We start from the raw sequence: 13,296 nt of genomic DNA, 5'->3' as shown, positions 1-13,296 counted from the left end.
CGACCTCGCGGTTGGCTGGCCGACCTCGCGGTGAGGTGTGCGACCACCGGGTGGGCGCACGACCTCGCAGCTGGGCGTACGACCTCGCGGCGACCGGGGTCAGGCTGGTTGGTCTGCCCGGCCCGCGCGCAGCGCGATCCGGTCGGTGGCCACCAGGCACAGGGCGCCGAGCAGCACGCACGGCACCAGCACCCCGAGCGGCGCGACGAGGCCGAAGGGCACGGGGGCCAGCTCCTGCGCCGGGGTCGCGGCAGCACGGACGAGCATCGGGGCCGAGGTGTCGGAGCCGTAGGACACGACGAGCGGCCAGAGGTACTGCTGACCGTGGACCCACGCCACGACGAGACCGCTGAGGCCGACCAGACCGAGGACCGGGGCGACGGCAGACCGCACCGCGCCGTCCACCCCGGCGTCCCGGCTGCGCCGGAGGTCGGCGAAGACGAGCGTGAAGAGCACGAGGAGCGGGACGCTGACCCACAACGGCGAGACCAGTCCTCGCAGCGTCCCGAGCGTGCCCTCGTCAGCACCAGCCTCGAACAGGGCGGGCAGCAACGACGTCGTGCTGACGAGGACGAACGGCGAGAAGGCCAGCAGCAACCACTCGCTGCGGCGTCCGGCGGGCCGCAGGTACCCGATGCCGAAGCCGCCGACGACGGCGAGACCCACGACGATCAGACCGGTGAGCGCCGAGGACAACCACGTGGTGATCTGGAGCGTCGTCGAGTCGATCGACGGTGCGACCTCGGTCTCGAGGATCCCCTGCAGCCACGGCCACGCCACGACGGCCGAGGCCACGGCGAGGGCAGAGACGAGGACGACCGAGATCACCGAGGCGACAGACGTCCGCGACTCCGTGCCGCCCCCGGCGCCAGACGCACGGCTGGCGCCCGCCGCCGGCTGCGCCCCGGCCCCGGCCGAGACCGAGGGAGAGGTGGAGGCGGAGGTGGCTACCGCAGAGGCCCGCCCGCGCACCCGGCCCTTCGCGGGAGTCGCAGCCTTGGTCGCAGCCGCGCCCGACCCCGCGCCGGCTCCTCCGCGACGCAGACGGCCGAGCAGCCTGGCCCCTCCGGCACCCGCGTCCCGCGGCACGATCTCCACCCGGAGCCTCGTGGCGAGCACCAGAGCCACGAGCAGCACGCCGACGAGCACCGTCGGCACGAGCAGCAGCGCGAGGGCAGCGCTGCCCGTCGGCAGGTCGTAGCGCAGGAACACCCACTCGTAGACGAGCATGCCGGGTGTGGTGGTGCCACGGTCTGCGAGGTCCGCGGTGAGCAGCAGCGGGACCGTCGTGACCATGAGACTCAGCGTCGTCACGGCGAGCACGACCACGGCGGTCACGACACCCGAGGCCGCCCAACCAGCACGCGAGACCGTAGACCGGCGCATCGCGGCGAGATAGAGGGTCGCCGAGAGCGCCCCGACGAGCCCGACGACCGAGAGCCCGGCGATGACGACGAGCTCGGCCTGCGAGCCGCCGACCTCCTGCGCACGGCGGAGCGTCTCGGCCGAGCCGCCACCGCGCTGCGTCCCCCACTGCGCGACGTAGTAGGCCACCGGGCTGAAGCAGAAGAGCGGCACGGCGAGCAGCCCGCGGCTCACCAGGCGGGTGGCCCGCCCGGCCCGCGACGCCACCGACGCGACGAGCGGTCCGAGCACGAGAGCCGCAGCGAGCGGGACGATCGAGTAGCCGAGGGCGCGTCCGACCGACGCACGGAACTCGTCGTCGTCGAGGACTGCCGAGAAGTTGGCGCCCCCGACAGAGCCGGCCACCTCGAAGAAGGCGACCGCGTCGCGGGTCGCGAGCTGCACGAGGCGCAGGGCGGGGAGCAGGTACTGGAGGACCGCGAGCGCGAAGAGCGCGACGACGACGAACCAGCCCGCGAGACGGGCGTTGCTGATCCGGCGTGGGCTGCGGGGGGCGGCGGCTGACGCCTGTGCTCCCTCGGAGGTCGAGGTCAACCTACCCTGCTCGTCCGTCGGCTCTGGGACTGGGGCGGGGGTCGTCTGGTCCATCGGGCGACCGTAGCAGCGATCGTTGACACCCTCGTCCAGCCGCGGATACCGTGCGGATGTTCACGTAAACATCTCCCCGGTGCGCACTGTCGCGCCCCGGCCGGTCGAACCCCCAGTCCAGGACGGACCCCATGACGACGACGTCACGCCGCACCCCCGCCCCGTTCCACCCACCCCACCTCCAGCACGACCAGCAGCACCGTCGCCTCCTCGGGCGCCCCCTCGTCGCTGCCGTCACGGCAGCTCTCGCCGCCACGGCCCTCGCCGCCGGCCTCGCAGTCCCCGCAGCGGCCGCTCCGTCGAGACTGCCCGTCCCGGCGTCTGCGATGTCCGAGGCCCTCGCCTCGCTCCGCGCCGGGTCCGAGGCTCTCGGGTCCCAGGCGCTGGCTGACGTCGCAGCCGACGCCCCCACGGCACTCGCCCGACCCGTCGTCCTCGCCACCTACACCGGCGAGGCCCCCGCGCTCCCGGCGCAGGTCGAGGTCACCGCCCCGAGCGGCACCCGCCTGGCCGACGTCGTCTGGGACTCGGGCGAGTACGTCTTCGACCAGCACTACAGGTCGGTCATGGTCTCCGGCACCGTAGAGGGCACCCTCGCGGTCGAGGCCCAGGTCGACGTGGTGCCACGCGGCGTCGAGTACCTGGTCGACTCGGGAGGTGCTCAGTCCACGCCGCCCTTCGACGCCGTCGCGGCCCTCGCCGGAGCCGCCAGCGACGGCACCCTCCGGAACACCGTCGCCGACCAGCAGGCGTCAACAGGCTGGGGCTACGTCAACGACGGCGACGCCTACGTCGGGCTGCGCGCCTCGACCAACCCCCTCGACAAGGACGCGGGCGGCCTGTGGGCCCGCGGCAGCGGGGCCTCGTCTCGCCCGATCGTCTACAGGCTCCCCCTCGAGGCGGGCGAGCACACCGTGACCGCAGGCTTCCGCGAGTGGTGGAGCGGACCTCGGACCATGTCGGTCACGCTCGTCTCCCCCTCGGGCGCCCGGTCGGTCGTGACCCCCGAGGTGACCGTGAGCAACGCGTCCGGGAAGACCACCGCGATGGTCTCCGCGACGGTGACCGTCGACCAGACCGGCACCTCCGAGCTCCGCGTCGAGCGCGCCGCCGGCAGCGAGGCCCCGACCCTCGGCTGGTTCGCCGTCGCAGCCGGTCGCGTGGACGTCGACACCGCACCCGTCGTGGTCGCCGCACCGACCATCACCCCGGGAGACGGCGCCTACTCGACCGCGCAGACGGTCTCGGTCTCGACAGCGACCCCGGGCGCCTCCGTCTACGTGACGACCGACGGCTCCGAGCCGTCCCGCACCCACGGCACCCTCTACACCGAGCCCTTCGTGCTCGACAGCACCACGACGGTCAAGGCCCGCGCGATCCGCAACGGGACCGCGAGCGCGGTCTCGACGGCACGCCTGAGCATCGAGCTCGTGCCCGAGGGCGGCTACGACGCCGTCCCCGTGGGCAAGACGTGGTTCGACACCGACGGCAACCCCATCCAGGCGCACGGCGGCGGCTTCCTCGAGAAGGACGGCTGGTACTACTGGGTCGGCGAGAACAAGTCCCACGACGGCGCGGTGCTGCTCGGCGTGAGCCTGTACAAGTCTCAGGACCTCAAGAACTGGCAGTACGTCAAAGAGCTCGTCACCCAGGACACCGCGCCTGAGCTCGTGGACTCCAAGTGGGAGCGACCCAAGCTCGTCTACAACGAGAAGACCGACACCTTCGTGCTGTGGGGTCACTGGGAGCGCGCGGGCGACTACTCCGCCTCGCACCTCGTGGTGGCCACGAGCCCGACGGTCGACGGGGACTACAGCTTCGTCAAGCACTTCCGCCCGGGCGTCGGTGAGATCACGACCGAGCACGAAGACCCCACCTACACGGGCGGCGACGACCTCTGGGGCTACGGCTCGCGCGACTTCACGGTCTTCAAGGACCCGGACAGCGACAAGGCGTACCTGCTGTCCTCCGAGGACCACACGAGCATGCGTCTGTACCCCTTGACCGACGACTACGCGGACGTCGACTGGGAGGCCTCGTTCCCGGTCTTCGAGGGGCAGGGCCGTGAGGCCCCGGCCGTCGTGAAGATCGGCGAGTACTACCTGGCCTTCACCTCGGGGCAGTCCGGCTGGTACCCGAACCAGACGCGCGTCGCGTGGACCAAGGACATCGCCGACCCCGACGGGTGGTCCGACCCTGTGCTCGTCGGCAACAACACGTCGTTCTACAGCCAGCCCACCAACATCATGACGATCGACCGCCAGGACGGTGGCCGCGAGTACGTGTACATGGGTGACCGCTGGAACTCCAAGAAGCTCGGGACCTCCACCTACGTGTGGCTGCCGCTGAGCATCGACCCTGCGGACCCGTCCACGGTGTCCCTCGACTACCGGCCCGCGTGGAGCCTGGACTCGGCGACGGGGGCGATCGACTACCCGGAGGACCCGCTCGTCTCGCAGGGCAAGCCGGTGACCGCCGACGCGGTCGACGAGGCGCACGCCGCCTCGGTCGCCAACGACGGCGAGTACACCAACACCGCCACGTGGGGCGACAGCTCTGCGTACTTCCAGCCGACGGGTGTCCCCTTCAGCTGGACCGTCGACCTCGAAGAGGTCCAGGACCTCAGCCGGGTCGACCTGAGCTTCCGCAGCTACAACGGCTCGGAGTCGTACCACGGGTACACGGTCTCGGGCAGCGTCGACGGCACGACGTGGACGCAGCTCGTCGGGCAGCTCGGCAACACCACGGTCGGCTTCACGAGCGACCCGCTCTCCGGGCAGTACCGCTACGTGCGGCTCGACGTCGCACAGGTGGTCAACTCGCACAACGGCAACGCCGCAGCCTGGGCGGCGGGTCTCGTCGAGGTGCAGGTCTACGCCCACGAGGAGGTCGTGGTGCCCGGCACGGTGACCATCAACCTGCCGCAGCCAGCAGCGACAGGGTGGTTCACGACCACCCCGTCCCTCGCTGTGACCCGGGACGACGCCCAGCCTGTCGACCAGCAGCTGACGCAGGCCGAGGCATCCGGAGCGATGGCCCTCGCCGCCGTGCCGGGAGCCGAGTACAGGCTCGACGACGGCGACTGGTTGCCGTACACGGGCCCCGTGCCTGTCGGCGACGGCAGGCACGTGGCACAGGCGCGGGCGACCGACGACGGTGTGCCCTCGACCGAGGTCACCGAGGTCACCCTCGACGTCGACACAACCGCACCGACCGCCACGGTCTCAGTCGACGCCGCGCGCCTGCTCACGGTGACGGCTGCCGACGACACCTCGGGCGTCGCACGGGTGGAGTACTCGCTCGACGGTGGCCCCTGGGCCACTGCCTCGGCACCGGTCCAGCTCGGCGACGCCGCGGTGCAGGTCCGGGCACGGGCCGTCGACGTGGCCGGGCTCGTGAGCCTGGTCTCCGAGACGAGCCTGCCCGCGCTCGCCGTCGACCCCGAGCCGACGGTCGACCCGACCGACGACCCGACCACCTCTGCGGCGCCCGGGACCGGGCCCGGTGCGGGTGGTGGAGCCGTCGGCACCCCGGCAGGCAGCAGCACCGTCGGAGCGTCGGGCCTGGCAGCCACCGGCACGTCGGTCGCCGTCGTCGCCCTCGCCGCCCTGCTGCTCGCCGCAGGTGGTGCGCTCGTCGTGCGCAGGAACCGGAGGACGCACCAGGGATGACCTCGTGAGGTGGCACCGGCCGGGCCAGGCTCGACCCCTGGTCTGGCCCGACCGGTGCCCCTAGGCTGCGGAGCATGGGCATCGACCTCGAGAGCGTCTACCGCGACCTGCACACCCACCCCGAGCTCGGGTTCGCCGAGACCCGGACGGCCCAGGTCGCCGCAGGCCACCTGCGAGACCTGGGCCTGACCGTGACGACAGGGGTCGGCGGAACAGGCGTCGTCGGTGTCCTCGAGAACGGCGAGGGCCCGGTCGTCGCGCTGCGCGCCGACATGGACGGCCTGCCCGTCGAGGAGCGCACGGGTCTGGGCTACGCGAGCACGGTCCGGGCTGTCGGCCCCGACGGCACCGACGTCCCGGTCATGCACGCCTGCGGGCACGACGTGCACGTCACCTGCCTGCTCGGCGCCGTCGAAGACCTCGTCACCCGGCGCGGCACGTGGTCCGGCACGCTGGTCGCCGTGGTCCAGCCCGCCGAGGAGCTCGTCGCCGGCGCGCAGGCGATGGTCGACGACGGTCTCGTCGAGAGGTTCCCCCGACCTGACGTGGTGCTGGGTCAGCACGTCGCCCCGCTCCCGGCGGGGATCGTCGGGCTGCGGCCGGGACCGACCATGGCGGGCTCGGACTCGGTCACCGTGACCTTCCACGGGCGCGGCGGGCACGGTTCTCGCCCGCAGACCACCGTCGACCCTCTGCTCACCGCCTGCCACGCCGTCGTCAGGCTGCAGAGCATCGTGTCCCGCGAGTCCGAGCCCGGCGAGATCGTCGTGGTCTCCGTCGGTGCGATCCACGCGGGCAGCGCCGACAACGTCGTGCCCGCCGAGGCGACCCTCAGCATCAACGTGCGGACCGTGAGCGACCAGAGCCGCACCCGGGTGCTCACCGCCGTGCGCCGCATCGTCGAGGCCGAGGCCGCCGCGGCCGGGATGACCACCCCGCCGACGGTCGTCGAGAGCAAGCACGCCCCAGCGACGATCAACGACGAGGCGGCGACGGCCCGCGTCCGGGCGACCTTCGTGGAGACCTTCGGCGAGCACGCCGTGATCGACCCGGGCACCGTCACCGGGAGCGAGGACGTCGGCGCGATCGCCACCGCAGCCGGCGCCCCGCTGGTCTTCTGGTTCTTCGGAGGCGCAGACCCCGCCGCGTACGCCGCCGCCGCGGCAGCCGGGACGCTCGACAGCGACATCCCGAGCAACCACTCGCCCTTCTTCGCCCCCGTGGTCCAGCCGACCCTCGACGTCGGGGTCGCCGCCCTCAGCGCCGCGGCACGGGAATGGTTCGGGCGGTAGCGGTTCGAGCGGTAGCGGGCTCCAGCCTCGCACGGCGTCGCCCAGCACCCACCCCGCAGCAGTGCCCTGGGGCTGCTCTGTCAGGGCCCACTCACGGCCTCGAGCTCCTCGACCGTCCCCGCCATGATGGTCCGCTGGTGCGCGGTCACCTGCTCCACGGGCCAGTCCCACCACGCGACGGCGAGCAGCCTGTCGACGGTCGCGTCGTCGAAGCGGCGTCTGATCAGCCGCGCCGGGTTCCCGCCGACCACCCCGTAGTCGGGCACGTCCTTGACGACCACCGACCCGGCCGCGACGACTGCGCCGTGGCCGATCCGGACCCCGGGCATGACCGTGACACCGTTGCCGAGCCACACGTCGTTCCCCACGACGGTGTCGCCGCGGCTCGGCAGGTCGACGAGCAGGTCGACGTTCTGCGCCCACGACCCGCCCATCGACGGGAAGGGGAAGGTCGACGGGCCGTCGAGGCGGTGGTTGGCACCGTTCATGAGGAACCGCACGCCCGTCGCCAGGGCGCAGTACCGGCCGATCACGAGGCGCTCGGGGCCGTAGTGGTAGAGCACGTTGCGGGTCTCGAAGGCTGTCGCGTCGTCGGGGTCGTCGTAGTAGGTGAAGTCACCGACCTCGACGAGGGGCGAGGTGACCAGAGGCTTGAGCAGCACGACACGCGGCTGGCCCGGCATCGGGTGCAGGGTCGACGGGTCGGGCGGGAGCTGGACTGACGTCATGGGGTGATGTCCTCCGGTGTCGGGGCATGTCTGGGCACGGCGGGCTGAGACGGGGCGGCATCCAGGATCGCAGCGATCCTGCGGGACCTCCCGTGATTTTCTGCCCCTCAGGTCCGGCCCGGTGCGCTCCGCCGGAGGCGTCGGTCCGGCAGCAGCCGCGTCCGCCGGTCCTATCATCGGTCCATGACCTCCGGCGACAGCACTGCCGAGCCCACGGCCGGGCGGGCTCCCCGCCCCCGCTCGGGTCCGTCGATCGCCGACGTCGCCGCCCTCGCCGGGGTGTCGTCCCAGACCGTCTCACGGGTGTCGACGGGCGCTGAGCGCGTCCGCCCCGAGACCCGCGAGCGGGTGCTCGCCGCGATGGCCGAGCTCGGCTACTCCCCCAACCACGCCGCCCGGGCGCTGCGGTACGCGCACTTCGAGACCATCGGCGTGATCGCGCACAGGCTCGCGCGGACCGGTGAGGCCCGCACCTTCGAGGCCGTCGTCGAGGCCGCCCGCCTCGAGGGCTACACCGTCACCCTCGTCGACGTGCAGAGCCCGTCCTCGGACGACCTCACCGCTGCGGCCGCGCGGTTGACGCACCAGGCGATCGACGGGCTCGTGATCATCCGCGCCGAGGAGCAGAGCCCCGAGACCCTCGCGCTGCCCGCGCGGATGCCCGTGGTCGTCTCCGACTCACGCTTCGTCACGCACCACCCGGCCGTCGCGACGGACCAGGCCGCCGGGACGCGCGCCGCCGTCGAGCACCTGCTGAGCCTGGGCCACACGACGGTGCACCACCTCGCCGGTCCGGCCGACTCCTCCCCCGCGGGGCTGCGCGTCGACTCGTGGCGGGCGTGCCTCGTCGAGGCCGGACGTCCGGTGCCCCAGATCGTCCGGGGCGACTGGTCGGCGACCTCGGGCTACGAGCAGGGGCTGAAGATCGCCCAGGACCCTGAGGTCACCGCGGTCTTCTGCGCCAACGACGAGATGGCCGCGGGTCTCTACAGGGCGCTGCACGAGAGCGGGCGGAGCATCCCCGAGGACGTGTCGGTCGTCGGTTTTGACGACATCCCGCTCGCCGAGCACCTCTGGCCCCCGCTGACGACGGTCGCCCAGGACTTCCACGCGATCGGGCAAGAGCTGGTCGACCTGCTGCTGCGCCAGATCCGCGACGGTGACAGCCTCACCGACGTGCGGTCTCTGCTGCCTGTCGAGCTCGTCGTCCGGTCGAGCACAGCGCCGCCGGCCTCGCACTGAGCACGTCCTCCAGCGGGTGAGACCCGAACCGTCGCACCTTGACATGTTTACGTAAACATCGCAGGATCGTCGGCAGGTGCGCCAACGTCGGCGGACCCTCTTGTCCCATCCAACGGCGGAAGGTACACCGATGAACAGCACCCCCTCGCGGACGAGGAGGTCCACCGCGGTCGTCGCGGCCGCAGCACTCTGCGCGGCCGGTCTCGTCGCCACGGTCCCAGCAGCAGCACCAGCGCAGGCTGCGCCGACACCTGTGGTCATCACCCCGAACCCGGCCGTCCCCGGCCCGGAGTTCCAGGGCTGGGGCACGAGCCTCGTCTGGTTCGCCAACGCGACCGGCGACTACCCCGAGGAGATCCGCGAAGAGCTGTACCAGCTCCTCTTCGGCGAGGAGGGCCTCGACCTCAACGTGGCCCGCTATAACATCGGTGGTGGCAACGCCTCCGACGTCCCCGACTACCTCCGCCAGGGCGCAGCCGTCGAGGGCTGGTGGAAGGACGACGCGAACGGCACCGCGGGTGTCCCCACCACCTACGCAGAGCGCGACGCCTACCTCAAGGCCTGGGACGCCGACGACGACGCCTCCTACGACTGGGAGTCCGACGCGACGCAGCGCTGGTGGGTCGAGAAGCTCGCCGAGACGCGGGACGACATGGTCTGGGAGGCCTTCAGCAACTCTCCGCCGTACTTCATGACGAAGAGCGGGTACGTCACCGGGTCGATGAACAAGACGGACGAGCAGCTGCTCCCGACCGACGACGCCCCGCAGAAGTTCGTCACCTACCTCACCAAGGTCACCGAGCACCTCGAGGACACCTACGGCATCGAGTTCTCGACAGTCGACCCCTTCAACGAGCCGTGCAACGGCTACTGGGGAACACCGGCCCTCGGGGCCGACGGCTGGCCCAAGACCGGCGGGACCGTCCAGGAGGGCGCGCAGATCTGCCCCGGGACCGGCGCGAACGACCAGCAGAACGTCATCAACCTGCTCTCCGCGACCCTCGCCGGATCGAGCACGGACGCGATGATCTCGGCCAACGACGAGACCAACCCCGGGCAGTTCGTCAACGCCTGGAACCAGTACGACGCGCAGACCCGCGCGACCGTCGGCCAGCTCAACGTGCACACCTACGGCACCGGCAGCCGCCTGCAGGCCCGCGACATCGCCAAGACCAACGACAAGCCGTTGTGGATGAGCGAGGTCGGCGGCGACTTCGTCGGGACCGGCTTCAACACCACGACCATCACCGGCGGTCTCGGGATGGCTCAGCGCATCACCGACGACCTGCGTGAGCTCGAGCCGAACGCCTGGGTGTTCTGGCAGGAGGTCGAGGACTACTACAACATGGAGAAGGTCGAGAACCTCAACTGGGGCTCGATCTTCATCGACTTCGACTGCAACGAGCCCGGCACCGTGGGGTACTCCGAGCGTCGGCTCGCGGACGCCGGGTGGACGAGCGGCGAGCCGCTGCCCGACTCCGCGAAGTGCAAGATCATCACGAACTCGAAGTTCAACACCGCGCGCAACTACACCCAGCACATCCGCCCGGGTGACCACGTGATCCCGACGAACAGCACCCAGTCGACGGCGGCCGTCACGGCCGACGGCTCAGGCGCCAACGTCGTGCACATCAACGACTCGACGGCCGCCCGCTCGGTGACCCTCGACCTGTCGAAGTTCGGCGAGATCGCCGCAGACGCGACGGTCACCCCCGTGGTGACGACCGAGGTCACCGACCCCGAGCACCCCGAGAAGAACGCGCTCGTCGAGGGCGCTCCCGTCGCGATCGCCCCCGGCGCCACGTCCGTCACCATCGAGATCCCGGCCCGATCGGTCACGACCTTCGTGGTCGACGGGGTCTCCGGTGTCGCCGAGGGCTCGCTCCCCGTCCAGGACGGCGAGACCTTCCAGCTCGTCGGCGTCGGCTCCGGCCGTGCGCTCACCGCCGGTGCGACAGGCGCGAGCATCACCGACCTCGCCACGACCACCTCGGCGGTCGGGTCGCAGCTGTGGACCGCTCACGCGCTCCCGCAGGGCAGCGGCAGCCACGCGCTCCGCTACGTCCTCGAGGCGGCCGACGGCCAGGTCCTCGGTGCGACGTCCTCGGGTGTCGCCCTCAAGACCCAGAGCGTCGCCGACGCCCTGACGGACCCGTCGTCGTGGTGGGCACTCAGCACGACCGACGGCTCGACCTGGTCCTTCGCGAGCGGGTCTCGTTCGCTCGCCCTCGAGGTCGGGGGTCAGGCGACCGCGAACAACTCAGGGGTCAGCCTCTGGCAGTACGGCGGCGGAGCACACCAGCGCTGGACCGTCCGCGACACCAGCATCGTCAGCGTGCCCGACGTCGCCGTGAGCACAGTCGCCGGTGTCGAGCCGACCCTGCCTGGCTCTGTCGTCCCCGTCTACTCCTACGGCAACGGCGTGGCCGCCCCGGTGACCTGGCAGCTGCCTGCAGCCAGCACCTGGGACACCCCCGGCAGCGTGACCGTCACGGGCACAGGCACCGACGTCTTCGGCAGCACCTTCGAGGTCCGCGCGGTCGTGGACGTCGGCGGGTTCACCTCGACCGACCCCGTCTCCGTGACCACCTACGCCGGCGCGAGCCTGGCGTCGGTCCAGGCCAGCGCACCCGCCACGGTCCCCGCGCAGGTCGGTGCCTCCGCGCAGCGCTTCGACACCCCTGTCGTCTGGGACTGGGCGGGTCTCGACGACGCGTCCTTCGCGGACCAGGGTGTCGTCTCGGTGCCCGGCACGGCCGAGTCCAACGACCCGGCCGGTGACGCCGTGCCGGCCACGCTGTCGGTGATCCTCACAGCCTCGACGCTGACCAACGTCACGCCGCAGGTGTCGAGCGCCGTCGCCTCGAGCTTCGAGAGCGGCTACCCGATCGACCGCACCTACAACCTCGCCACGGGCGACAAGGGCTGGTCCAACTGGGTCGGCTCGAACAAGCCGACCACGAGCACCCTGCAGTACAGCTTCGCGGCCCCGCAGGACGTCGAGACCGTCTCGACGTACTTCTTCAAGGACGGCGGCTCGACCACCTGGGCCCAGACCATGACCGTCGACTACCTCAACACCGACGGCACGTGGTCCCGCGTCCCCGAGCCGGCCCTGACGGTCGAGGCACCCGCCGACGGCACAGCCCCGAAGGTCGACGTCGACCTCGGCGGCGTCCGGACCACGAGCGTCCGGCTCACGCTCAACGCCTTCGCGAACACCCACATGATCGTCTCCGAGGTCGAGATCTACGCGACCACGGCCTCGGTCTCCACGGTCGCCGACCTCGGCGCGCTGCGTGTCGACGGCTCGGCTGTCGACGGGTTCTCCCCCGACGTCGAGGCATACACGGTCACGACCGCGGGCGCCCGCTACCCGCAGGTCTCTGCGGTGCCTGTCGACTCGGCCGCCAGGGTCACGGTCGACCAGCCGACCGAGGCGACCGACGGCCTGGCCACCGTCACCGTCACGGCGCCTGACGGCACCACCACCCGCAGCTACACCGTGGACGTCGACCGCCAGGTCAGCGTCTCGGCTGTCGCCGTCGCCGGTGACCCGACATTCGGTGCGACGGTGACCGCGACGAGCGTCACCGACCCTGCCGACGCGACGGTCTCCTACAGGTGGCTCGTCGACGGCACGGAGGTGACCCCGGGCACAGACGGGGCCACGCTCTCGCTGGCCGACGTGGCTGTCGGAGCCTCGGTGACAGTCGCCGCGACGGCAGAGCGGGACGGCTTCGCGGTCTCCGACGAGGTGCTCAGCGCACCCGTCGTCGTCCGTGCCGTCGTCCCGGACCCCGAGCCGGAGCCGGAACCGACAGGACCGGAGCCCACCCCGGGACCGACCGACCCGGAGCCCAGCCCCACGGGCCCCGCGCCGACGGAGCCCGCGCCCACCAGCCCGACCCTCCCGGGCGCTGACGTGCCGTTCTCCGTGACGCTCTCCTCGGCGAGCGTCCGGGCTGGCGGCACCCTGACCGTCGACGTCGCGGGAGCCACCCGCGACGGCTCGGTCGAGGTGTGGCTGCACTCGACGCCTGTGCGGCTCGCAGTCGTCCAGGCTGACGCGTCGGGCGCTACCAGCCGGAGCGTCACCATCCCGGCGGCGACCGAGACCGGGACGCACCGCATCCAGGTGGTCGACACCACGACGGGTGCCTCCGTCTGGTCGGGCGAGCTCACCGTCACCCCGGCAGCAACCGGGTCCGGGCTCGCCTCGACGGGTGCCGAGGTGACGTCGCTCGCCGTCGTCGCGCTCCTGCTCCTCGGTGCCGGCACGCTCGCCGTGCGTCGCCGTCGCCTCGCGCAGGACTGACCGAGACCTTCGCGGACGACGAGCCTCACCAG

Annotated in this window: 6 protein-coding genes; 4 read left to right on the top strand and 2 right to left on the bottom strand. The window is 71.9% G+C overall.

The genetic code is table 11. The features are described from left to right. Positions 1-99: 99 nt before the first annotated feature. Positions 100-2,013 carry a sugar ABC transporter permease gene (locus tag ASG53_RS16045; protein WP_056135682.1) on the bottom strand — a complete coding sequence of 638 codons (1,914 nt, stop codon included), beginning with the start codon at positions 2,011-2,013 and terminating at the stop codon, positions 100-102. Positions 2,014-2,144: 131 nt separating this feature from the next. Here ASG53_RS16045 and ASG53_RS16040 point away from each other — a divergent pair, with 131 nt between their 5' ends. Together ASG53_RS16040 and ASG53_RS16035 are read left to right on the top strand one after the other, a co-directional pair. Further along, positions 2,145-5,684 (top strand): chitobiase/beta-hexosaminidase C-terminal domain-containing protein, encoded by a 3,540-nt coding sequence (locus ASG53_RS16040; protein ID WP_056135679.1) that lies wholly within the window; start codon positions 2,145-2,147, stop codon positions 5,682-5,684. Positions 5,685-5,758: 74 nt separating this feature from the next. Further along, positions 5,759-6,976 carry an amidohydrolase gene (locus ASG53_RS16035; RefSeq protein ID WP_056135677.1) on the top strand — a complete coding sequence of 406 codons (1,218 nt, stop codon included), beginning with the start codon at positions 5,759-5,761 and terminating at the stop codon, positions 6,974-6,976. A gap of 80 nt (positions 6,977-7,056) precedes the next feature. On the opposite strand, the gene ASG53_RS16030 is transcribed toward ASG53_RS16035, so the two are convergent. Further along, positions 7,057-7,704, bottom strand: coding sequence for a CatB-related O-acetyltransferase (locus ASG53_RS16030; protein ID WP_056135674.1), 648 nt, complete (start codon positions 7,702-7,704; stop codon positions 7,057-7,059). A gap of 183 nt (positions 7,705-7,887) precedes the next feature. Between ASG53_RS16030 and ASG53_RS16025 the strand changes: the two genes are divergently transcribed. Both ASG53_RS16025 and ASG53_RS16020 read left to right on the top strand, forming a co-directional pair. After that, positions 7,888-8,946 (top strand): LacI family DNA-binding transcriptional regulator, encoded by a 1,059-nt coding sequence (locus ASG53_RS16025; RefSeq protein ID WP_056135672.1) that lies wholly within the window; start codon positions 7,888-7,890, stop codon positions 8,944-8,946. 130 nt (positions 8,947-9,076) lie between these two features. Beyond that, entirely contained in the window at positions 9,077-13,264 is a 4,188-nt protein-coding gene (locus tag ASG53_RS16020) for a glycoside hydrolase (RefSeq protein WP_056135669.1), read from the top strand. The last annotated feature ends 32 nt before the right edge of the window (positions 13,265-13,296 follow it).

The organism is Sanguibacter sp. Leaf3, assembly GCF_001425965.1.
Taxonomy (GTDB): Bacteria; Actinomycetota; Actinomycetes; order Actinomycetales; family Cellulomonadaceae; genus Sanguibacter; species Sanguibacter inulinus.
Note: the sequence above shows the minus strand (reverse complement) of the source record. Positions and strands in the feature narration are given on the sequence as shown.